Below are 24145 nucleotides of genomic sequence, written 5' to 3'. Positions count from 1 at the left end.
GATGATTAATGATGACTTCAAGGGCAAGAGAAATCAGGGTTGTGCCTGCCAAATTAGCGGGCACAACCTGAAATCATCCTTATTAACTAATCATTACCAGCCTGGGTTTTGTACCATTAAGTCATCAGAATTCACATCTTTTGATGGAATTGGGAATAAATAATGTCTTTTGTTAAATACCCTGGTTTCAAAAGGAACTACGGTTAAAAATTCCGGCAGGTTCTTGGTAATGTTCAAACCGTAAATTGGACCGTTATCTGTTGTTTCGGCAATTTTCCATCTTCTGGTATCAAAAAACCTTACGTTTTCAAAAGCGAGTTCGGATCTGCGTTCTTTTCTGATTGCCGTTCTCATGGCCGCCTGATCTCCCGGAGCAGGAATCTGGCCGGCACCCGCACCATAAGTTGGGATACCTGCTCTTTCTCTGATCTGGTTTAAGTAAATTAAAATGTCAGCATCGCCCGGGGTTGATTCATTTAATGCTTCAACATAATCTAAAAATAAATTACCTACCCGATAAAGGATACAGGCACGATTACTTTCTCTCCAGTTGCCTAAACCCATTGCTTTTCTTACCGCATAACCCGTAACGGTATAATCATTACCGCCGGTTGCTTTACCAGAGTTGCCATTATTGTTAAATTCTGTAATGATGTTACCGAACGAGGTATTTAACCAAACACTGTTATGGTAAGTAATATTAACATAGAAACGTGGCTCGCGGTTAACCCACTGATTGAAGGTATTGGTTGCAATCGGACTTCCAGGGGCTTTATAATCTGTAAAACCCGTATTCACATAACCTGAAGCCGGATCATCAATACTACGTCCATTCGCTGTAAAAAATGCATCAACCTGATTTTGGGTTGCGCCTAAACCAGCCGAACCTCTAACTTCAGAAGCTTTGCCACTGTGGTATGGCGTCATTTCATATTGTCTGCCCTCGATTGATGCGTCTAATCTCGACATGATAATTTCATTGTTGAATTTATCTAAAAAGATATCACGACATGATAAATATGGATCGAAAGTACCTGATGAATTATTCTTTTTGTACAGGCTATAAGTACCCGGAACAAATTGAGTAATGTAAGCTTTATAAGCATCGGATGCTCTTTTCCATTTGGCTGCATCGTAAGTTTGATTAACCAGTTGCTTACCATCTTTGTTTTTAAGATTAGCTAAATCGGCATTACCGTTATAAAGTGGGCTTGCAGCCAGAAGATAAGCTTGTAAACGGTAAGCCAGGGCCTGACCTTTTGTTATTCTACCATAATTTCTATCGTTTATTGGTGTAACCGGCAAATTATCGGCCGCTGCCTGAAGTTCAGCAGTAATGTAGTTGATACATTCATCGAAGCTATTTCTTGGTAAACGAATGCTCTCTGAAGGTGCATCAGGCTCGATTACATCTTCGCCTAAAATAATTACCGGGCCGTAAATACGAACTAAGTAAAAATAATAGATTGCTCTTAATGCTCTTGCCTCATTTTTATATTGCGTAATTAACTGAGGGGTAATATCCTGATTAACGCGGTCAATATTAGCCATAAAGAAACTTGCTGAACGGATACCTCTGTAAAAGTTATTCCAGTAACCATTTACAAAACCGGAGTTCGCATCCCAGCTTCCAATATTTACATTGTTGGCCTGGTTAAATCCCCAAACAAATTCTGCTTCATCGGCAGCACCCGTCCATATACCGGCACTTCTGCCTACATCAGGGTCTCTTTGGCCAAACTCATCCGGAATAAGACTATAAACATTAGCTAAAAATTTTTCTGCCGTAGCACGGTTGGTAAAAGTCTCGTCAAGGGTTAACCTATCATTAGGTACCTGATCTAAGAAACCTTTTTTACAGGATGTAGCAAGGGTTAAACAAGCTACAAATGCAATACAAATATATTTTTTCATGATTTCTGATTCTTAAAATTTAACATTTATACCCAGGGATAATGTTCTGTTGATTGGATATTTAGCACCGTTTGCTCTGCCACCACTGTTGGTGTTAAGCTCCGGATCCCAAAGTTTCCAATCGCTGAACGTTAGCAAGTTGCTACCGATTAAATAAATTGCTGCGTTTTTAAGGTATATTTTCTGAGCAAATTTTGTTGGAAGGTTATAGCTTAACTGCGCTGATTTTAAACGCAGGAAATTCACATCTTTAACCCACCACGAACTTTCTAAAGTATTGTTGGTATTATCGGCTTCGCCATAAGCCAGGCGAGGATAAAATGCATTTTGATTAGGATTCGAAGGTGTCCAGCGGTCAAGAGCAACACTGTAAGCATTACTTAAGCCACCGCCACCGTTGAATGGAAATATTCCTGAACCACCCAGCAAAATATCAGCTCCATGTGTCCCCTGGAAAAAGGTAGATAAAGCAAATCCTTTGTAAGATACATTCAGGCCAAAACCGTAAACTTTATTTGGAACGTCACCTCTGCCAATCTGCGCTTTATCGTAATCATTAATTAAACCATCGTTGTTTAAATCTTTGTATTTAATGTCGCCCGGTCTTAAATTACTTTTTGATCCTGGTGCTGCGCTCGCATCAATTTCTGCCTGACTATCATAAAGTTTCTCTGCTACATAACCAAATCTCGATAATACATTGGTTCCGATGCGGCTCATCCACGGATAAGGTTGAATTGGACGGTCGTCTTTCAGGATTTTATCTTTATTATAAGTAAATGTTCCCCTGATTCCAAAATCTACCTGACCAACTTTGAAGTTATATTCTAAAGTGGCATCAATACCGCGGTTATCAACCTCGCCTAAGTTACCATAAGGCTGATTCGTTAACCCAACATAACCTGGAATAGACTGACGCTGAAAGAAAATACCTGTACGTTGTTCTTTAAATAAATCGACAATTAAATATAAATTATCTTTTAACGTCCTAACCTCCATACCTAAATCCTGTTTACGCGATTCGGCCCAAACTACATCTACGCCATAATCGGAAACATTGATACCGCTAATTCCATTATCATAACCTTTGCCAAACTGATAACCAGCAGCACCGTCAGACACAAGGGTTAAATACGCAAATCTTCTGCCGACTAAGTTTGCATCAGAGATTTTACCAATACCGGTAACCCCATCAGAATACCTAAATTTTAAGAAAGAAATGGTACTTTTCATTGACTCCCAAAACTTTTCGTTTGATGGAATCCATCCGATACCGAATGCCGGAAAAGTTCCGTATCTTTTATTTGGAGAGAATAATTCGGATCCGTTGTAGCCAAAGTTAGCCTCTGCAAAATAACGGTCATCGTAAGAGTAAGTTGCACGGGCTGCAACGCCAATAAAACGCTCGGGAATTGATGAAGTAAAATCTCCGGCAAATGGATTGGTATAATCCTGGGTATAACCTAAAATTAATCCGCCAACGCGATGTTTTCCGAAAGCCCTATCGTAATTAACAGCTGCTTCTGTATAAAATTTCCTATTGCCATATCTCGATGGTTCGTAACTTAAATAATTACCACCGCTGGTAAAAGATTGAAACAAATCTAAAGAACCATCTGCTTTGTAAGGATTGTTGATGTCTTTAATGAAATAAGTGCTTTCTCTTTTCGATCTTCTGGTGAAATTTTCATTATATGAATCGAAAGCCACCATAGCTGTAGCCGTTAAACCTTCGGTAACCATTTTTAAATCCTGGGTTAACCTCAGGTTGGTGTACAACTGGTTTTTAAATTCGGTACGGTAACCTCTTCTGGTTAAATCGGCATAAGGGTTACGGAAACCACCATTTGATGACCGGCCAGGGATTAAACCGCCTGGATACATTTTAGGATACTCAACAGGAGATACATCCAATGCTGAACGAAAAATATCTTCTGTATTTTCACCAGGATAGTTCCCTGTAGACGCATAACCCTGAATACCCAAATCCATTTTGGTGGTATTGGTTAATTTCAGGTTCAGGTTACTGGTAAAGTTGTAACGGGTATAATTTAAAGCCGAATTGTATTGTGCTAAATCATCCGTTTTTAAGAAACCACCTTCATTGTAATAAGCTAGCGATACATAATACTGCGCATTATCAACCCCACCACTTGCATTTAAATTGGCTCTGCGGGTACTGCTGTATTTATCGAATAACTCATTCATCCAGTTTACGTTAGGGTAAACCAATGGATCAGCACCAGATGCGGTTTTGTTAATATAATCTTGCGAGTATTTTGCTACCTGACCTCTTCCGGTCAATGCTTCATTGGCAAGATTCATATAATTTACTCCATCTAGTGATTCCGGATGTTTGACAAATGTGCTGATCCCTTCATTGTAATCAAAAAAGATAGAGGGTTTACCCACTTTACCCGTTTTAGTTTTAACAATGATTACACCGTTGGCACCTCTAACCCCGTAAACGGCTGTACCGGATGCATCCTTTAAAACAGTGAAAGATTCAATATCTTCCGGATCGATTGCAGTGATTGAACGCTCAACACCATCTACCAAAACCAGGGGTGCACTTGAACCGCTAAAAGTAGCAATACCACGAATCCAGATATCAGCTGAACTTCTACCTGGCTCTCCACTTCTTTGTACACCAACCACACCGGCAATTCTACCGGCTAATGATTGTGTTACACTCGCTACGGGTTGTTTTAACTCTTTTGAATTAATAGTAGATTGTGCTCCGATTAAAGAAACCTTACGCTGCGTGCCAAAACCTACAACCGCAACTTCTTCCAAAGCTTTTGAGCTTGGAGCAAGTTGAATGGAAATGTTTTTTTGGCTGCCAACTGTTACTTCCTTCGGCTCATAACCTACGTAAGAAATAATTAATACAGCTGATTCAGATGGTACATTAATGCTAAATGCACCATTTACATCGGTAACGGCAACGGTTAAAGATCCTTTTACTTTAATACTTGCCCCCGGAATCCCTGACCCGCTTTCATCTTTAACAATACCCCTGATTACAATGTCTGCAACAGCGCTTTTCAGTTCTTTTTTGGCAATTGGCGTACTGGAATTAATGTTTATTGCATCTGCGGATGCGCTAAAGGTTAAACCCAAAGCCAGGGATAAAGCGCCAATTTTGATTGCACGCTCCCTCGTCATAAGCTTGCGCTTAATGAGCCTAGTAAATTTTTTGTTCATAATGGAAATGGTTTGTACTTGGTTATTTATTTTTTTTGGTTATGCTATTTAATGTTCCATTTATCAGCTAAAAGTTTAATAAAATATCCACCAACCACACTTCTTGCCTGGAATCCGGTCATTTTTCCAGTGGTGGTTTCGTGCCAGTCGCTTATTGGAACTTTACTTTCGGTTTCGGCAACAAATTTGTAAACCGGGCTAACAAATTTTTGAAAATCGGTCTGGTTATCGGCCAGTGTAGCGGTCCACATAATCCAGTCAGATTTAGTATAGGTTTTACGGCTGTCTAATGGTAAACCAAACTCATTTTGTTTGGTTAAGTAGAAATTGATTTCCTTTTTATAAACTTCATCCGGAAAAAGGTTAAGCTTTAAAAGTTTATCCCAAACCATGTTATACTTCTGACTCCAGGTATTTTTATCGTTAAATGTTAATGCGTAATGATCGCCGTCTTCAGCTAATTTCATCCAGTTTTTTGCCATAGTTAAAGCGGCTTCTCTATATTTTGCAGCTTCAGCATTTTTACCTAATTGTTGAGCCAATTGAGCGTAGCCGCCTAAGGCAACAATTGCTTTTACGGATAAATTTGCATTTCTGGCCATATGCCCGGCAAAATCATCCGTACATAACTGGTTAGCCGGATCGAAACCTTCCTTTAATAAATAATCTGCCCATACAGAAATTGTTGCCCAGTGTTTTTCTGCATAACTGGCATTTCCTTCTGCCCTTGCTATTGCAGCAGTTAAAATAATCATGTTTCCGGCTTCCTCTACAGGCATGTCTTCGCCATAGGTTTGACCATTTGCAATTGGATAGGTACCCAAATCATGCGCAGGAAAAGGTTTATTCCATTTACCGCTTTCTGAGTAATAGAAAATACCACTCATCATTCCTTTCAGTAATTCGGGATTATAAATTAAATATTGCGGAGCAGATGGATAAGTAATATCTACCGTGTTTATTGATCCATTACTAAAATTTTCTTTTGACAGGAAAAGCAAATCGCCATTTGGGGCATACACAATTTTATGGGCCGATATGCTTTGGCGGTAAGCCATTTTGCATAAATCAGCATATTCTTTTCCTCCTGCTTTTGTGGCATCTGCGACAAGTTTTTTGTTAAACTCAGCACATTTGTTCTTTAGAGAAAAATATTCCTGATCTGCCCTGGCCAATTGTGTTTCGAATAATTGATCTCCTGATTTTTTCCAAACAGGCAATAATTGTTCTTTAAAATATTCTACTGATTTTACATCATCGTAACCAATCATTACATATTTTTCGACTGGAGCAGCGCTAACAGCACCAAAAGGAATAACGGTACTGAGCTCCAACTCTTTTGAATTAAGCAGCTGATTTTGTTGCGGATATTTCTGAGCAATAAAACTGCTTATATTTTGATCTTGCTTTCCTATATATTGCTGGGCCTTGAATTTTGCCGGCACAGCAACATACATATAGCCCCAGTCAATCCGGAGGTCATCACCTTTTTTCTGTAAAACAGGTTGTTCAACAGTACCCGATTTTAATATAGAAAGATTGTTTTTTGCAGTTTTCCATGCAGAAACTGGCTGATTATTGGTATTTGCAGCAATATTAGAGGATGCACCAAAGTAAACATCCACCTGATGCGCTCTAGCATCATTAGATTTAGCTACATAACTGATGTAACTGATTGGTCTGGCTGTGAGGTTAACATCATTAAGTAATAAAGGAGAAGTGAAAGTTACCTGCAAATTAACCGCACCACAGTTAAATGTATATTGGGTTGTGGTGGCCTCAAAAGCCACATTGGTTTGTTTTGCAGTTAATATTTTCGAGCCCTGAGGAACCTCTTCCACAATACCGGCATCCAGGTGTCTGCCCCCTGCCGTGTTTTTACAGTGAATGGCTAAGGTATTTTCTCCTGCCGTTAAAATACCATCTTCAATAGGAATATAAATGTATTCATGTACCCATCCTTCTTTTTGATAAATCGTTTTAGCATTCAGATACACAATAACATTATCATCATGGCTAAGCTTTAGATATTTTTTGCTTTTTGAGGGTTTTTCGATTGAAAACTTCCTGCGGTAATAAATGTTATCGGTATCCCATTTGGTTTTCGCCGTTTTATCGTCTCCAAAAGGTGCAGCAGCTTTTTTCCAGCTGTCATCATTATAGGTTGTGGCATTCCATCCTGTTTCTGGCTGATTAAACGAATAACTTGCATTATAAGCCGTTTCATCAGCAGCTGGTAAAATGGTTTTATAATCTTTGGTTTCCTCACCAAGAAAACGATAAAATTGATTATCAACTTTAATAACGCCCAGTAAAGATTGTTTTTTCCCGGTCCAGTGTTTAGTAACGGATTGATTTAAACCGTTGCCAAAAGACCAAATACTAAAATAAGTATCGTGTGTAATTAAAGGATAAGCTGGTGCCTTGTCTTGTGCTTTCGAAAAAATAAAAAAGAACAGGCATAGCCCTAGTAAGTAAAAATTTCTCATAATTAGTTATCTGGTTAAAATCTGATAAAACGTTTTAGTATACGCTCAAAAATAAATCTTCTATAAAAAGAAGACTAAAAATTTGAATTGTTTTGCTATTAAGCGCAGCATTGTTTTTTATTCAATTAGGCTTTAATAAAGTAAAACGTTTTACTAAATCAATTTTAAACAAAAAAAAAGATCAATGAAACAAAAATCAGTAACATATCTATTACGATACAATTTATTATAAAATAAGGAAGCTCCTGATTTATAAGTACATGAAAAAGGGATACCGGTTAAGGTATCCCTTTTTGCAATAGATTAACAATTTAATTGTAACCTGGGTTTTGAGTTAATTTTGGGTTATTCTTTATCTCGGATGTTGGGATCGGGAATAAAAGATTTTTTGTCTGTAATGGCTGATTTACACTTTTATTAATATGGCCCACAAAGTTATCAAAGCTGTTTGTGCTTTCATTATAGGCTTTGCGTAAACGCAGCATATCAAACCAAAGAATGCCTTCGTAACATAGCTCGTGCCAGCGTTCTTTCCAAACGGCTTCTTCAAATTGTGTTTGCCCAAGACCTGTTAAATCGCCCAGCAATGCTCTTTTTCTTACTGCATTCACAGCTGTATAGGCAGCAACACTCGGTGATCCATCTGCCCGGTTTTGTGCTTCGGCATAGATCAATAAAATCTCTGCATACCTGATTTGAGGAATATTTAAATCACTTCTGCTCGTTCCTTCTACGCCCAATGTTCCGTTAGCAATCACATCGAAATGTTTAAAAATATAAGGTTTTCCACGATTTACCAATGGCATTTTAAATCCATCTGTATAATAATCTGTAAAGAAATAACCATCTCTGTTTTTTGCTCTTAAATCTCCGGCTTCATAAGATGCGTAAAAATCATTTGTAGGAATAGCTGTTCCAATTCCGTCTATTTTAGAAACCAACGGCTGGTGTAAAGGCAAATAAGTAGATTGAAGCGGATTGCCTGCACCTGCTGCATCATTATATTGAATACCAAAAATGTGTTCAATTTTATTGTCGTTCTTGGCATCATGTAATGCACCATACGCAGGGAAAAGATTTAACGATCCTGGATTGCCGTTGGCGTAATCAATTACTTCTTTAGCCTTATCTGCAGCTAGTTTATAATAGGCAACGCCTTTATTAAGCGGCTGACCAGCCATTGTTAAATAAACTTTGGCCAGTTCTGATTTAACGGCAGCGGTAGAAACCCGGCCACTTCCATCCATAAAAGGCAATCCTGCGGCTTCAGCAGATATCAAATCATCTACAATTTGCTTATAAACCTGCTCCTGTGGTGTTCTTGAAGGATAAAAATCAGGATCATTAGGACTGGTTACCGGCTTAACAATTAAAGGTACATCGCCCCATAAGCGTACCAGATAAAAATAAGCCCAGGCTCTTAAAAAAGATGCTTCTCCTAAAATCCTTTTTTTCTGTACGGCATCCATTGGATTAATACCCGGAACCTTATCCAATAATAAATTGGTTTGTGCAATAACCTTATAAAAGCCATTCCAATTTTGGTTTATATGCAGGTTTGTTCCATCGTAAATCAATGAATACAAGTTATTTAAATCTGAATTCTGGGCTGTCTCCGTAGACTGTATCCCCGTTGGCGCATCCAGCATTTGCCAGTTATTGGAGTAAATACCAGCACCGTTTCCAATAAACCTGATTTCAGAATATATGGCTGCAATACCCGCTTCAGCATGTTCAGGCAATGTATAAAAACTACCCGGTGCTAAATTTGTAGGATCTTTTTCTTCTAAAAACTTTTTACATCCTGAATTACCAATTATTGCTCCACCCAGAAGCAACATTGCAGTGATGTTTTTTATATTTATTTTCATTGTTGTTCTTTCTTAATAATGTTATAGCCCAATGTTTAATCCAACCATAAATGTGGTCGGTTTTGGATAATCAAAAAATGTTTGTCCTTGTGCAAAGGCATTTCCATAAGTGGTTACCTCCGGATCATTGCCTGTGTATTTCGTAGAAATGAAGAAATTTTGAACCGAGGTATATACACGTAATTTGCTTAAATGCAGCTTTTCTACAAGTGCTCTGTCAAATGTATAACCCAGTAAAAGATTTTTTCCACGAATAAAAGAACCATCTTCCAGCCAATGGGTATCCACATTGGTTACATAACCTGCCGATTGATCTCTGATTGCTGCAATTGGGGTATCTTGATTTTGCGGTGTCCATGCATTTAATACACTCGCAAAACTATTGGCCTGCACCTGTCTGTCCTCACCTGAGTGATGGGTCATATTCAGTACATCATTACCATAAGAATATTGAAGTTCCACAATCAAATCAAAGTTTTTGTAGCGGAAAGAGTTGGAGAATGATCCCCAGCCTTTTGGCGTTCCGTTTCCAATAATCTGACGGTCAGCATCCGTTATGGCGTGATCTCCATTTACATCAAGATATTTAATATCGCCCGGCAACAAGGTTTTACCACCACGGTAACTTACATATTTAGCGGCTTCTGCTCTTTCAGCTTCGCTCCAGGTACCCAAGCGTACAAGGCCCCAGAAAGAACCCACTGGCTCCCCTACTCTGATAATACCCGTTTGGTTAGTGAAGTTAGGATTACCCACGCCAAAAATATCATCAGGTGTAGCTAAAGAAAGCACTTTGTTTCTGTTTAACGAGATGTTGAAACTCGTTTTCCAGGTAAAGTCTTTGCTCTCAATGTTGATGGTATTAATGCCCAGGTCTAAACCTTTATTTTGCATTGAACCTATATTTTTTCTAATTACTGAATAACCCGTTGTTCTTGGAACAGGTGCATCCAATAACATATCAGTTGTTTTTCTGTAATAAACATCGGCTTCCAGATTAATTCTGTTGTTGAACAAGCCTAATTCGATACCTGCATCATACTGTGCCGTTTTTTCCCAAACCAAATCAGGGTTCGCCAGTCGGCCAATTCCAATTCCTGTTACTTTGCTATCATTTATAATGGCGAAATTATTAGCCAGTGTTGATAGAGACTGATAAGCAGGAAGTTCAGAGTTACCACTTAAACCGTAACTGGTCCGTAATTTTAAATTAGAAATGGTTTTATTTCCTTTAAGAAACTCTTCGTCTGAAGCTTTCCAGGCTAATGCTGCCGAAGGGAAAAAAGCGAATTTATGATTCTCTCCAAATTTCGAAGATCCATCAACCCTGCCGGTAAAAGTAACCAGGTATTTATCTTTGTAAGCATAGTTTATTCTTCCAAAATAAGAGTTAAAGGCCGATTTGTTTCGGCTTGAACCTGCAGTGATAGATTTACTACCCGATCCCATATTGTTATTACCAAAGAAATCGGTTACGAAGTTTTCTGCATGACTGGTATTACTAAAGAAATTTGTAGCCTGCCATGATATACCCAATAAAGCATTTACCGCATGCGACTCTGCAAAGCGTTTGTTATAAGTTAAATAATTCTCCAATGACCAGAATGTTTCTCTGTCGTTGGTTACGTTGGCAGTACCATTTTGCCCGTCAGAAATACCATAAAGTTGTTTTGCATTGTACTCGTTAATATTTCTGCTTACAATGTTGGCGCCTAACTGTGTGCGAAACTCTAAATCTTTGCTAAAGGTTATGGTAGAATAAATGCTTCCCAAAGAAGTTTGGGTAATCATACCATATTTTTGATCGGTTAAAATATGAACGGGATTAGAACCACCCTCTGCCCATGGAATTAATTTATTATCGCCCCAGGTACCGCTTGGCAGTTTTACAGGAAGAAAAGGAAAGGCTTCCGTGATCATACGTACTGAATTTAACCCTCCGGTGCCTTGATCTACAATATTTTCAACCTGGTTATTGTAACTTAAATTACCACCAACTTTTAACCAGGGTTTAATTTTACTGTCAAAGTTAAACCGTCCTGAATAACGTTTTAAAAATGAATTAAGTAAAAGACCTTCATCATCGCGATAACCTGCAAAAACACCATAAGTACTGTTTTCATTACCGCCAGTAAAACCAAGCTGATGATTTTGTGATAATTTGTTCTGCGTAGATTCTTTTAACCAATCTGTATTGTATAAAGGGTTGCCATTACCATCAAAAAACTGAGGTAACGCAATCCTAGCTGCTTTTGGAACCGGTGTGGAAGCATAATTTCCTGCAGCCCAGCCAGCCGGATCATAAACTTTGATGTTTTCATAAGCAAGATCCTGCACTTTTATGTACTCATAAGCATCCAGCATTTTAACGTGATGCGAGGATAAAGTATTCACCCCAAAATCAGCATCGTAGGTAATTCTCTGCGAATTGGCAGTACCTTTTTTTGTTGTAATTAAAATAACTCCATTGGCACCCCTTGCTCCGTAAATTGCAGTTGAAGAGGCATCTTTAAGTACTTCAACAGATGCAATATCGCTCGGATTTATATAATCAATGGCATTACTGTTCTGTGTTTGCGAACCAACCGGCAAAGCCACTCCATCAACAACATAGAGTGGGTTGTTACTGGTATTAATGGAACTAAAGCCCCTGATTTTAATATTGGTTTGCCCACCCGGACGACCAGAGTTTGTATTAACCTGTACACCTGAAATCCTTCCGGCTAAGGCCTGGTTTAAAGATGCTGCCGGACGTTCCTGTAGTTCGGTGGCTTTTACTACTCCAACAGAACCGGTTAAATCGGTTTTTTTAACTGTACCGTAACCAATTACCACCACTTCATCAAGCTTGCTGGCTTCAGATGGTGAAATTTTAATATTGAGGCTATTTTCGCTGCCAACGGTTACATCTTTACTTTCGTAACCAACATAAGAAAAGCGAAGAACATCACCTGGATTTGCCTCGATACTGAATTTACCAGAATCATTTGTAACTGTCGATTTTCCAGAAGTGATATTTTTAATCCCAACGCCCGGAAGAGGAAGATTTTTTTCATCCAGTACGGTTCCCGTAATTACTTTTCGAACCTTGATTAGCGTTGAAGGTACGTTCCTGGTCAATGATCCTCCGGATGCTTTTCCATCATGATTCATCGAGAAAGCAGGACTATTGAGCAGAAAAAGCGCAGAAAGCCCTGAAATCTTTAGTAGATTAATTTTCATAGGTTTTTTAGTTAATGATTAATTAAAATTTAGTTTTCTTTCATAGTGGTTAAAACGTTTTACTAATTATTTATAGAATTTGCCCGCCGGGCTTTTTTGTTTTCTAAATCATAAGAAAATGTTTAAAAATGAACGAACAGTATGTAAGTTGGATCTACATTTTTTTAAGCAGATTATCCAGGTAACTAAATAAATTATGCATCCAGAAATTGCATAATACGGAAGTACTAATCCTGAGCTCATACATACATTTGGTTTTGATAAAACGATTTATCAGATCAATAATAATGATTTTACGTCATAATCAAGTCGCCAAAAAGTAACATACCCGTTACAACAAATATCAACTAAACAATTTCCCTCTAATTTGGTAGTAGTAGAAATACAAATTTGATGTATTTTAAAAATCAGGATTAGACTATCCTTTATATTACAAAGAGATGCCTGACAACATATCTTTTTGTAGTTATATTTAAAAATGATTTTTTGAAAGCCGGCTTTTTGGGCAAAAAGAAAGTTACTTAATTCCTTGAAATTAATTTAGCTGGAATAATCACTTGTTGGTTTGCCAGTTTTGTTTTTGAGGAAAGCTGATTTAAAATTAGCTTGATTACCGTCTCTGCAATTTCTTCAAGGGGTTGTTGCACCGCCGAAATTAACGGTGTATGCAATTCGAAAGCCTCATGATCATCGTAAGCAATTACCGAAAGGTCTTTCCCTATCGTTTTATTAATCTGTTTAACGGCTTTTAAGCCACTTATTGCTAAGTAGTTGGTTGCAAAAAGAACAGCATCTATTTTATTATTTTTAAAAAGCTCCTTTATATTACTGATGGTCTCTTCTTCCGCTTGTCCAAAAGGTATTTTTAAAACTAAATTTTCATTATATGGCAGTTTAAAATCTGTTAAAGCCTGCTTGTAACCATCGAAACGTTCAATAATTTGCTGAACACTGACATCTGTTGTAACCAGCGCTATATTTTTTTTACCTTCTTTGATAAAACTTTCTATTGATTGGTAGGTTGCTGTAAAATGATTAGCGCCAACATAGTTGGTGTCTACACCTGGTAAATTCCTATCGAATAGAATTACAGGCTTGTTATCATTTAAAAGCAGTTTAATATCATCCTCAATACCTGCCACCGGAGAAATGATATAGGCATCAACTTTTCTCGATTTAAACATATTAATAAGCTCTTTAGCCTTTTCTACACTATTTTCGGTACTTGAGTAGATAATTTTATATCCTTTTTTATAAGCTTTATCTTCAATAAGGCGGGCTACTTTTGAGAAAAAAGAATTTGAAATGTCTTCTACAATCAATCCTATAATATTAGAGTTCCCTGTTCTTAAACTCCTTGCAATTTGGTTCGGTTTATAACCACTTTCAATGATAATTTTTTCAACTTTCTTAATTACCGCCTCACTAATTGATTTTTCTTTAGCTTTTCCATTGATAATAAAGGAAACCGTAGTAATGGATACATTCGCTTTTAAGGCAATATCTTTTATAGAGAGGCTTTTCATTATGAATAATTATTAAAGGATCTATTTGATTATAAATTGAGTATTCGATTTTGGCTAATATAATAGTTAATCATCGATTTTTAGGAAATCTGATCTTTTTAGCCTTGTTTTTAACAAAAATTTAAGATTTTTTGTTTGTATACAACGATTAAAATACAAAAAAGCTTAATAAGCTAACTTTCATTACCAAACACAGAGCAGCGAGGTTTACTTGCTAATAGCAAATTAATGAAGGACTATTTGTGCTGCATGTAATTGTAAATCAGTTGGGCAGTTTTTTCTGATGCGCCAGGTTTCCCCATTAACCCCAGAAGCTCGTCATAATTATTCAACATGGAAGTTCTTCCTGCTCCGTTCAGAATAAAACGAAGTTCTTCATTAACTTTTTGGGTATTACAATCTTCCTGAATAAGCTCGGTTACGATTTTTTTATTTACAATCAGGTTGACCAGGGAAATAAACTTAATTTTAACCAGCATTCTGGCAATTGCAATGGAAATGGCACCACCTTTATACACCACTACCTGCGGAACTTTAAACAAAGCTGTTTCTAATGTTGCAGTACCTGAAGCCACAATTGCAGCTTCGGCTATTTGTAAAAGATCGTAAGTTGCATTGAACAATAAATGAACTTTCTTTGTTCCGGTAAACTGTTTGTAGTAAGTTTCGTTAAAAGTTGGCGCCGCGGCAATAGCAAAAACATAATCCGGATACTGGCCGGTAATACTGAGCATAACAGGCAATAACCTTTCAATTTCCTGTTTCCGGCTTCCGGGCAAAAGTGCGATTACCTTTTTATCACCTAAATGATGTTGTTCCCTAAAATCGGGTTCAGCATTAAACTGATCTACGGCATCCAGCAAAGGGTTACCCACATAATCAACTTTCATTCCCCATTCTTTGTAAAAACCGACTTCGAAAGGTAAAATGCAGAACATATGATCGACAACCCGTTTTATTTTCAGAACCCTTTTCTGATTCCAGGCCCAAACTTTTGGCGATATGTAATAACAAACTTTAATGTTATTGGCTTTGGCAAATTCTGCAATTTTTAAATTAAATCCAGGGAAATCAATCAGAATCAGCACATCGGGCTGCCAGGCAAGAATATCCGTTTTGCAGGATTTCAGGTTTTTAAAAATCGTTCTTAAATTCAATACCACCTCTGTAAAACCCATAAAGGCCATATCGGCATAATGTTTTACCAGCTCCCCGCCTTCGACCTGCATTTTATCTCCACCAAAATATCGGAAATCAGCCTGGGCATCTTCCTTTTTCAAGGCTTTAATTAAATTGGCACCGTGTAAATCGCCTGATGCTTCTCCGGCTACGAGGTAGTATTTCATAAGTTAAATGTAAAGAGAAAAAATTAAGCCGGAATTTCCATCCTTAGCTTACTTTATAAAAGAAAAACACAAATGCACATAAAAAAGTCGCTGCAAGAATTCCTCGTCCAATGTTTTCTTTATTGTACTTAAAAAAGTATTGCATAGTAAAAGCGTTTACCGCAATCCCGCCAATGTATAACAAATCTGCTTTAGCAAGATAAAATACATGATGAATTAAATACCAGGCGATAGAGCATAAAATAGCAGGTGTTAATAAGCCAATGCCTAAGCCAACCCAAACATTATTTTTCAGTTTTTTTAAACGATCGTTCATGACCCCGGTTTTAACCTAAATTTAATCCGTCTGGTGCTGAAACCGTATTTTTAACCTCGCTTGCTTTTGATTTCTTATCATCAATAAACGACCAGCTGTTCAGCATTTGAATTGCATGGTGTGCGGTTAAATCAAATTGAACAGGAACAATAGAAGCATAGTGATTTTCTAAAGCCCAAACATCTGTGTCTTCGCCCTTATCAAAGTTTTGAAAAACCCCTGTTAACCAGTAATAAGGTCTTTTATAAGGATCTACCCTTTCTTCAAACTCTTCTGCCCATTTTGCATTGGCTTGTCTGCAAATTTTAATTCCTTTTATCTCCGGTCCGTTTGGAAAATTTACATTCAATAAAGTTCCTTCAGGCAAACCATGTTCTAATACCTGCTCACAAATGTTTTTAATATATTTTTTACAGTGACTAAAATCAGCTTCGGCGCCAAAGTCATCTAATGAAAAACCAATGGAAGGAATTTTTTCAATGGCACCTTCAACCGCAGCAGACATAGTGCCTGAATAAATGACATTGATGGAATTATTTAATCCATGATTAATTCCTGAAACGCATAAATCAGGTTTTTTACCTTTAAAAATTTTATTGACTGCAATTTTAACGCAATCTACCGGCGTACCACTGCATTTATACATTTCAACACCATTGTAAAGGTCTACCTTATCAAAACGAATGGGTTTACCAATGGTTATTGCATGTCCCATTCCGCTTTGCGGGCTATCGGGTGCAACCACAACCACATTACCTAACTCCTGCATCACTTCCATCAGGTTTTTTATCCCTGTTGCTGTTATGCCATCGTCATTTACGATTAAAATATTGGGTTTTGTACTTTGCTTTGTCATAGGGGTAAAAATACGGATTATAAGCTTTCGGATTACAAAAAAGCCAAATTTTATGTGCAATAATGATTTAAACTAAGTTTTTAATAGATAAAAAGAAAAAGCATTTCATTCCGTAAAATAAAGCATATATATTTGGATAAATAACTTATTATTAATGAGTGTTATCTAAATATTTAATTAATTTCTATAGCTACTCAACATCATCAATCAACCTCAATTAGATGAAATTAAAACTCTTTACATTAGCTTGTTTTCTGGTTACTGGTGTTGCCGCACAGGCACAAACCTACCAGTGGAAAACAGGTACATCGGGCGGTTACACGTATAAATATGTAACCAATGACCCTACAAAATCACGTTTTTACACTTTAAAAAATGGTCTGACAGTTATTTTATCACAAAATAACAAAGAACCAAAGATTGTGTATAAAATGGCTGTCCGTGCGGGTAGTAATACCGATCCAAGAACCAATACTGGTTTAGCGCACTATTTAGAGCACCTTTTATTTAAAGGAACCGATAAGTTTGGCACTTTAAATTATGCAAAAGAAAAACCTTTGTTGGACAAAATTGAATCGCTTTACGAAGTTTATAATAAAACTACAGATCCGGCAAAGCGTAAAGAGATTTACAAAGAAATTGATAAAACTTCTGGTGAAGCATCAAACTATTCTATTGCAAATGAGTACGATAAAATGATGAAATCTATAGGGAGCGAGCAAACTAATGCGCATACTGCTGTAGAAGAAACCGTTTACGAAGAAGACCTTCCTTCTAATGCAATTGATAAATTTTTAGCGGTTCAGGCCGAACGTTTCCGTGCTCCGGTTTTCCGTATTTTCCATACTGAACTGGAAGCTGTTTACGAAGAAAAAAACAGAGGGCTTGATGATGATAACCGTAAAGTATATGAAGCCAGACTCCGTGCTTTATTTCCAACACATAATTATGGTCAGCAAAGTACTATTGGTACCATTGAGCACTTAAAAAATCCATCTTTGGTTGAAATCAGAAAATATTACAACAAGTATTATGTGCCTAATAACATGGCGCTGATTATGTCGGGTGATATTAACTACGATGATTTGATTAAAAAAATTGATAAAGATTTTGCTTACATGGCTCCAAAGCCACTTTCATTGTACAATCCTGCTCCTGAAAAACCATTAACCCAAATACAAAAAGTTGATGTTTACGGACCAAGTGCCGAAAGTATTAACATTGCTTATCGTGGTTATGCTCAAAACTCGCATCAAAGCTTGTTGTTAGATTTAATCAGCAGCATTTTATCAAATGGCAAAGCGGGTTTGCTGGATATTAATTTAAATAAACAGCAAAAAGTGTTAAGATCAAGCGCTGGCTATGGTCAGTTTAAAGATTATGGTTTCTTTATTGTATCTGCATCGCCAAAAGCTGGACAGAGCCTTGAAGAAGCTCAAAAGTTATTGCTGGAGCAAATTGATTTGCTTAAAAAAGGTGATTTCGATGAAAGCTTAATTAAAGCAACTGTTGCCAATACTAAATTAAGCGAACTGGAAGCTTATGACAACAATGATGTTCGTGCAGATGCAACGATGAATGCTTTTATTCAAAACAGAGGCGCAGAATGGGATAAAACTTTATCTGCAACTGATGCAATGGCCAAGGTAACCAAGCAGGAAATTGTTGATTTTGCGAATAAGTTTTTCATTAACAATTACGTTGTTATTTTTAAACATAAAGGTGAGGACAAAAGCATTGCTAAAGTAGAAAAACCGGCTATTACTGCTGTTAAAACTAATGTAAATGAGGTTTCTCCTTTTACCAAATCAATTATTGATGCGCCTGTAAAAGCAATTGCTCCTAAATTTTTAGATTATGCAAAGGATCTTAATTTTGGTAAAGCCGGAATTGCAGACGTAATTTCTGTTAAAAACACAGAGAACAGTATTTTCCGCATGACCTATCGTTTTGATAAAGGTTCTTACAATTACAGATTATTACCTTATGCCTCGCAGTATTTAACTTTTTTAAGTACCGATAAGTATAGCGCTGAGCAAATTAGTAAAGAATTTTACAACATTGCTTGTTCTTACAGCATTAACGTAGGCACTGATGCAACAACAATATCGATAAGTGGTTTGCAGGAAAATTTTGATAAAGCTGTTGCTTTGGTAGAACATGTTTTGGCCAATTGTAAACCAAACGAAAAAGCACTTGAAGACTTAAAGGGCCGTCTTTTAAAATCAAGAGAAAATAACAAATTAAACAAAGCTGCCATTATGAACGGTTTAATGAGTTATGCGCAATACGGTTCGGATAACCCATCTAACTATGGCTTAACGAATGATGAAATTAAAAACATGAAGTCTGATGATTTAATTTATCTTTTGCATAACCTAACCAATTATAAACATACCATTACCTATTTTGGTCCGAAAGACGCAGAAACGTTCTCCGCAGACATTGCTAAAGTTCACGTTTTACCGAAAGAGTTTACGCCAGAAGCACCAATGAAGAAATTTGTTTATACCACTACCGATGCCAACAAAGTTTACTTTGCTGACTACGACATGGTACAGGCAGAAATCCGTTGGGTACGCAATTCGGGATTATACGATGCTGCAAATGCTTCGAAAGTAGATTTATTTAATAATTATTTTGGTGGTGGCATGGGTTCAATCGTATTCCAAACCATTCGCGAATCAAAAGCCCTGGCTTACTCTACTTTCGCCTTTTACTCTACACCAAACAGTAAAGAAAAAGAAAATACAGTTGTGGCTTATGTAGGTACACAAGCGGATAAAATGAATGATGCGGTTGTAGGTATGAACGAGTTGCTAACAACTTTACCAGAGTCTGATAAATCTTTCAACTTATCAAAAGGCAGTAGCCTAAATGGCCTGGAAACCTCACGTATTACTAAAGATGGTATTATCTACTCTTATTTGGCAGATAAAAAATTAGGTTTCGATCATGATTCAAGAATTGATCTTTATACAAACTTAAAACCATTAACATTTGCTGACATTAAAACTTTCCACCAAAATAATTTATCTGCAAAACCTTACAACTATTGTATTGTAGCTTCTGAAAAGAAAGTAAGTACAGCTGATTTAGAAAAATTTGGCCCGGTTACAAAGTTAACTTTAGAGCAGATTTTTGGATACTAAAATAAGCTAATAGCTTAATGCAAAAAGAAAAAGCGTTCCGGTACAAACCGGAACGCTTTTTTTATGATTCATTGCAAAGGTTTAATTCATTAATTATTTCTTTTGGTAATCAATTACAATTCCATTGGCTAATAATTTGCCCTTATTTTTAATGAGTTTACTATTTGCAGGTGTTTCAACAATTAAAGCCGATTGATTTGCAGCAATCAGGATGTTGCTTTTAGCTAAAACATTTTTTGCGATAAATTTTTGAGCAATCGCATCATATAAATCTACCTTTTTAGCGCTTTTAACTTTATAAGTAATGATTTTGCTTTTGTTATAAGGATTGTAAATCAAATAGGTTGGATATGCTTTATTTCTATAAAAATCTGTCGCTAAAACATCCAGCTTTAACACGCCTTCTATATTGGTTTTTTCTACAATAGCACCAAAAACCCCAACGTGTCCGCTGCCATACACACTAAATTGCGATACATCCGGATTTTGTCCCGGCACCCATTTAGGCCCGTCTCCTTGTGCAACAGGTCCTTTTTTATCCATATAAAGCGTATCGAAAGTTGAGGTTTTAGCAAAACCTTCATAAGCAATTACGCCCTTGGTTACATCTGCAAATTGTGGAATGGTCTGACGATCTGCCGGCATGTATTGCGGATAAAAAAAGCGTGATGCATTTACGGCATTCAGCATCCATTTTCCTATAGCGTCTGCATACGCAGGATCATAACGAACAGTAGGAATTAAAGGCCAGGCTGCATCAAAAGTATTCATTAAAAAACCGTAACCGCCATGATCTACCGTGCTGCCCACAACACCTGAAATATCATATCCATTCCATTTTCCGGTTAATACACCCCAACCTTCACGGCAAACAGCAGTTCCGTCGAATGTCCAGCCCAGCAGCTTTTGCACATCAAATTTGGTTCCTTGTTCGGCATTCATTCTCGCTGCCAGATAAGCACCAAAAGGCATCAGCAATTCATACGTTGGATTAATTTTATTGCTTTCTAAGGCTGTCATTGCACTTATCGCTCCATTTAAATAACGTTCATCGCCAAACTTTTTGTAAGCGGCATATAAAACCCATGCATGCCCGGCCGCGGCATCCTGCTGGGCACAGATCTGATTTTTCATTGGTTTCATTTGCCCATAATCAAAATAAGAATAGTTGTAGTCGCCTTTTAAAATAGAATCGGCTTTATAAAATTTTTCTGCAATGCTTTTGGCAATCCAGTCAAAATCCTTTTCGTTTGGATATTGTTCGCAAACGGCGTAAAACAAAACATTTGGATAAACATCATACCACCAGTCTCTTCCATAACCGCCACCCAAAAGCGCCACTTCCGGAGCTGTATTATTCATCATGATGTTCCATTTGGTATCGCGGTTGAAATAATTTTTAAGCATAGCTGCATAATTCATTCCATTTTGCTTGCTTTTATCAATACCCACTAAACTGGCGCCCATTACGGCACCCATATTGGCTAAAGCTTCATGAAACATGCCTTTATTGTGGTTTTTTCCCTGCCGAACATCACCAACAGCGGTATAAATACCCATAACCGGCTGGTTAAAATTTTTGTTGGTGCTGTCCATCCAAACCATCGGCCAATAATCGCCTTTAGCGTTAAAATTGTAAATGGTTTTATCAAAATTTTGGGCCATTAGTTTCCAGTCTATTATTTTTAATGGCTGGGGCAAATCCGGCATTTCCTCTACCCGGTTCAGCTTTAGTTGTTTAATTTGGGCTGTAACAGCTAGTGATGACAGGGCTAAAATTATTGCTGTTCCTAACTTAATGTATTTTTTCATCTGATTTTCTTAAAAATAAGTGCTTTTAACTAGAAATGGGGGCAATAGTTCCGGGTTCTTCGTTGCTTAATATTGGCGCTGCCTGCATATTTTCAATTTTGCCTTGTTTAATAATTCCTTTGGCTACCCAGTACGATAATAACTGTAATATGGCTACAATAATAATGGCATACCGTAAGGCAATTTCTACCGAAAAGCAATAGGCCAGAATTAGAAAAGTACCGGCTCCCGTTAAACGGCCAATATATAATCCGGCTTCATGGTTCAGGATATAGGCAAATTCGCTGCGCTTTTCTTTTTTAGTTAAAATATCAATTACACTAAACTGAATTGGGAAATAGGCTAAATCTAATAAGGGTTTCGCCAGCAATAAAAATAGCATAAATAAGATTACACCTAAACTGCTGTATAAGATACCGTTTATAACAGCTGCTATGGCAAATAACAATAAGCCTGCACCAAATACATACAGCCTGTGTTTAGGAGAAGTATTTCGGCCAATAATATACATGGCTACCGCTGCTATAATTGCACCAATTGACTGAGCAGTACCTAAAGCACCTTCTTTACCAACCAAAAGCATAATTAACATAGCCGGAGCAGTAACCAGAAAGCCCTGAACCAAACCTTTCAGTGTGGCTAACCTTAAAAGTTTATACCAGTAAGGATCAAACTTAAAATAAACGAATTTCTTTTCTGTCGGGTTGATAAACTTTCCTCTGAAACACATAATGGAGGCTAATATGGTAACGACGAAAACTAAACCGGTTACAATTTTGTAAGCCAGATGTGCATTGCCACCGGCTGCATTAAATTCAATAAACCATCCGATTAAAACAGGGATTACCACTGCAATAATCGTGTAGAAAAAAGTTTCTAAACCATAATAATAATTGCGGTTTTCATCATTGGTAATGGCCAGTGCAAGGAAATCACGGTTGGCCCAATAAAAACCGAAGGACATACCCATAATTAACCCTGCTATTCCTATCCCGGTATTATCCAGGGTTGTTAAAGACATCATCACCATCATGGAAACTCCGCTCAGCATCATGCCCAAAGAGTATAATGTTTTAATGGAAAACTTACTAAGCAGGTAACCATTAAGAAAAAAGGTAATGGGTATGCCCGTATAAATGGTCAGCTGATAAATAACCACCTTCGTGGGGTCGTTTGAGCTGCGCATCACATAGGCGGCTACAAAAATATCGATAACCGGAAGTACAACACTATAAATTAAATTGGTTAGTGTAAGTATCCGGAAATTATACGATTGATTTTTGAAATGGGTAATTTCTGATTTTAGTTTATTGAGCATGGTTATATTTTAATTGGGATAAAATATCCTGGATAGAAAATTTAGCACCGCAAACAAATTCATCGGCAGCACCATAATAAATGGTCAATTCATCACCGTTAATGGTATGCCCATTGGTAAAAACAACCTGACCAAAGAAACCGCACAATTCATATTCGGCAATTGGTTTCATTATTGGCTCGTCGGTTTGTGCAATTACTTTTGAAGGGTCATTCAAATCCATTAAAAAAGCGCCTAAACAATATTGGTGTTCAGCATTGGCGCCATGGTAAATTTCCAGCCAGCCCTTTTCGGTTTTAATTGGAGCGGCCCCTGCGCCAACCCGCTTGCTATCCCACTTATTTTTACGGGTTTTGATAATACATTTATGATTTCCCCAGTGAATGCCATCAGGAGATTCGGCCAGCCAGATGTAGTTCCCTCCTAAATCAACACTACTTGGGCGATGAAGCGTATAAAACTTGCCATTAATTTTTTCTTCAAAAACAGCACAGTCTTTATTATGTGGCGGAATAATCATTCCATGTTTTTCAAATGTTTTCCAATCTTTTGTGGTACGCATACCTACGCCCACTCCATGCTCAGAAACAGCTGTAAAAGTTAAATAATAAGTATCATCAATTAAGGCCACACGGCAATCTTCAATACCAAAAACTTCATCTTCTCCTTCTCCCTGTAAAAGCGGATATCCCTCTGGCTGATAAAAATTAATGCCATCATCGCTGCAAACCAAACGTAAATGGGAGAGCGTAGTTAAATAATCTGCTCCTTTATAATTAATTACCCGGGGATCATCCGCAACCAAATCCGGATCATTTTCTTGTATTTCGATGATTTCAATCCCCTCACCCTTTAGTACAGGGAAAGAAATTAGCCCTTCTTTTTGTTTTGGTCTTTCGGCTACCCGTATTAGTAGCCAGGTTTTACCCTGAAAGGTGAAAACACCGGGGTTAAGTAAACAAGCAATCTCTAAACCGGGTATACTTGGGCTTAAATCTTTGGGCGATAATATTGGGTTCTGTAAAAATCTTTTGGCGCTGTCAGTCATAATATTTAGGTAATAGATGTCCTTTGCCGGTAAATGGCTGTGGAATGAGTTTAAGAATGTCAGGAAGT

13 protein-coding genes are annotated in these 24145 nt (G+C 37.3%); 1 reads left to right on the top strand and 12 read right to left on the bottom strand.

Annotation, left to right across the window (positions count from 1 at the left end; all coding sequences use genetic code 11):
* Window positions 1-93: 93 nt before the first annotated feature.
* The 9 genes from O0955_RS16005 to surE all read right to left on the bottom strand — a co-directional run bounded on the left by O0955_RS16005 (window position 94) and on the right by surE (window position 16747).
* Complete coding sequence (locus O0955_RS16005; protein WP_269428566.1) at window positions 94-1914, bottom strand: RagB/SusD family nutrient uptake outer membrane protein; 1821 nt, start codon at window positions 1912-1914, stop codon at window positions 94-96.
* Window positions 1915-1926: 12 nt separating this feature from the next.
* Complete coding sequence (locus tag O0955_RS16000; protein ID WP_269428565.1) at window positions 1927-5121, bottom strand: SusC/RagA family TonB-linked outer membrane protein; 3195 nt, start codon at window positions 5119-5121, stop codon at window positions 1927-1929.
* Between the two features lie 44 nt (window positions 5122-5165).
* Window positions 5166-7610 (bottom strand): glutaminase family protein, encoded by a 2445-nt coding sequence (locus O0955_RS15995; protein ID WP_269428564.1) that lies wholly within the window; start codon window positions 7608-7610, stop codon window positions 5166-5168.
* Between the two features lie 311 nt (window positions 7611-7921).
* Window positions 7922-9481 (bottom strand): RagB/SusD family nutrient uptake outer membrane protein, encoded by a 1560-nt coding sequence (locus O0955_RS15990; RefSeq protein ID WP_269428563.1) that lies wholly within the window; start codon window positions 9479-9481, stop codon window positions 7922-7924.
* 21 nt (window positions 9482-9502) lie between these two features.
* Complete coding sequence (locus O0955_RS15985; protein ID WP_269428562.1) at window positions 9503-12703, bottom strand: SusC/RagA family TonB-linked outer membrane protein; 3201 nt, start codon at window positions 12701-12703, stop codon at window positions 9503-9505.
* A 521-nt stretch (window positions 12704-13224) separates the two neighbouring features.
* Window positions 13225-14229, bottom strand: a complete 1005-nt coding sequence (locus tag O0955_RS15980) for a LacI family DNA-binding transcriptional regulator (protein WP_269428561.1) — start codon at window positions 14227-14229, stop codon at window positions 13225-13227.
* A gap of 236 nt (window positions 14230-14465) precedes the next feature.
* Window positions 14466-15575, bottom strand: a complete 1110-nt coding sequence (lpxB, locus tag O0955_RS15975) for a lipid-A-disaccharide synthase (RefSeq protein WP_269428560.1) — start codon at window positions 15573-15575, stop codon at window positions 14466-14468.
* Window positions 15576-15618: 43 nt separating this feature from the next.
* Complete coding sequence (locus O0955_RS15970; RefSeq protein ID WP_269428559.1) at window positions 15619-15891, bottom strand: stationary phase survival protein SurE; 273 nt, start codon at window positions 15889-15891, stop codon at window positions 15619-15621.
* Between the two features lie 10 nt (window positions 15892-15901).
* Window positions 15902-16747, bottom strand: a complete 846-nt coding sequence (gene surE, locus O0955_RS15965; protein WP_269428558.1) for a 5'/3'-nucleotidase SurE — start codon at window positions 16745-16747, stop codon at window positions 15902-15904.
* 221 nt (window positions 16748-16968) lie between these two features.
* Between surE and O0955_RS15960 the strand changes: the two genes are divergently transcribed.
* Complete coding sequence (locus O0955_RS15960; protein WP_269428557.1) at window positions 16969-19899, top strand: M16 family metallopeptidase; 2931 nt, start codon at window positions 16969-16971, stop codon at window positions 19897-19899.
* Between the two features lie 93 nt (window positions 19900-19992).
* On the opposite strand, the gene O0955_RS15955 is transcribed toward O0955_RS15960, so the two are convergent.
* The 3 genes from O0955_RS15955 to O0955_RS15945 are packed head-to-tail and all read right to left on the bottom strand — an operon-like array spanning window position 19993 to window position 24077.
* Window positions 19993-21711 carry a hypothetical protein gene (locus O0955_RS15955; protein WP_269428556.1) on the bottom strand — a complete coding sequence of 573 codons (1719 nt, stop codon included), beginning with the start codon at window positions 21709-21711 and terminating at the stop codon, window positions 19993-19995.
* 25 nt (window positions 21712-21736) lie between these two features.
* On the bottom strand, window positions 21737-23029 hold the full coding sequence (locus tag O0955_RS15950; RefSeq protein ID WP_269428555.1) for an MFS transporter: 1293 nt from the start codon (window positions 23027-23029) through the stop codon (window positions 21737-21739).
* A complete protein-coding gene (locus tag O0955_RS15945) occupies window positions 23019-24077 on the bottom strand; it encodes a glycoside hydrolase family 130 protein (RefSeq protein WP_269428554.1) in 1059 nt (352 codons plus the stop codon). Before O0955_RS15945 ends, O0955_RS15950 begins: the two co-directional genes overlap by 11 nt.
* Window positions 24078-24145: the final 68 nt, after the last annotated feature.

Origin of the sequence: Pedobacter punctiformis, assembly GCF_027213715.1 — a bacterium.
Lineage (GTDB): Bacteria > Bacteroidota > Bacteroidia > Sphingobacteriales > Sphingobacteriaceae > Pedobacter > Pedobacter punctiformis.
This window is presented reverse-complemented; position numbering and strand designations above follow the sequence as displayed.

Coding starts and splice junctions, on each gene's coding strand:
- O0955_RS15985 (WP_269428562.1), bottom strand. CDS start 12,703: ATGAAAATTAATCTACTAAAGATTTCAGGGCTTTCTGCGCTTTTTCTG.
- O0955_RS16000 (WP_269428565.1), bottom strand. CDS start 5,121: ATGAACAAAAAATTTACTAGGCTCATTAAGCGCAAGCTTATGACGAGG.
- O0955_RS15995 (WP_269428564.1), bottom strand. CDS start 7,610: ATGAGAAATTTTTACTTACTAGGGCTATGCCTGTTCTTTTTTATTTTT.
- O0955_RS15990 (WP_269428563.1), bottom strand. CDS start 9,481: ATGAAAATAAATATAAAAAACATCACTGCAATGTTGCTTCTGGGTGGA.
- O0955_RS15955 (WP_269428556.1), bottom strand. CDS start 21,711: ATGAAAAAATACATTAAGTTAGGAACAGCAATAATTTTAGCCCTGTCA.
- O0955_RS15950 (WP_269428555.1), bottom strand. CDS start 23,029: ATGCTCAATAAACTAAAATCAGAAATTACCCATTTCAAAAATCAATCG.
- O0955_RS15980 (WP_269428561.1), bottom strand. CDS start 14,229: ATGAAAAGCCTCTCTATAAAAGATATTGCCTTAAAAGCGAATGTATCC.
- O0955_RS15960 (WP_269428557.1), top strand. CDS start 16,969: ATGAAATTAAAACTCTTTACATTAGCTTGTTTTCTGGTTACTGGTGTT.
- O0955_RS15945 (WP_269428554.1), bottom strand. CDS start 24,077: ATGACTGACAGCGCCAAAAGATTTTTACAGAACCCAATATTATCGCCC.
- lpxB (WP_269428560.1), bottom strand. CDS start 15,575: ATGAAATACTACCTCGTAGCCGGAGAAGCATCAGGCGATTTACACGGT.
- surE (WP_269428558.1), bottom strand. CDS start 16,747: ATGACAAAGCAAAGTACAAAACCCAATATTTTAATCGTAAATGACGAT.
- O0955_RS15970 (WP_269428559.1), bottom strand. CDS start 15,891: ATGAACGATCGTTTAAAAAAACTGAAAAATAATGTTTGGGTTGGCTTA.
- O0955_RS16005 (WP_269428566.1), bottom strand. CDS start 1,914: ATGAAAAAATATATTTGTATTGCATTTGTAGCTTGTTTAACCCTTGCT.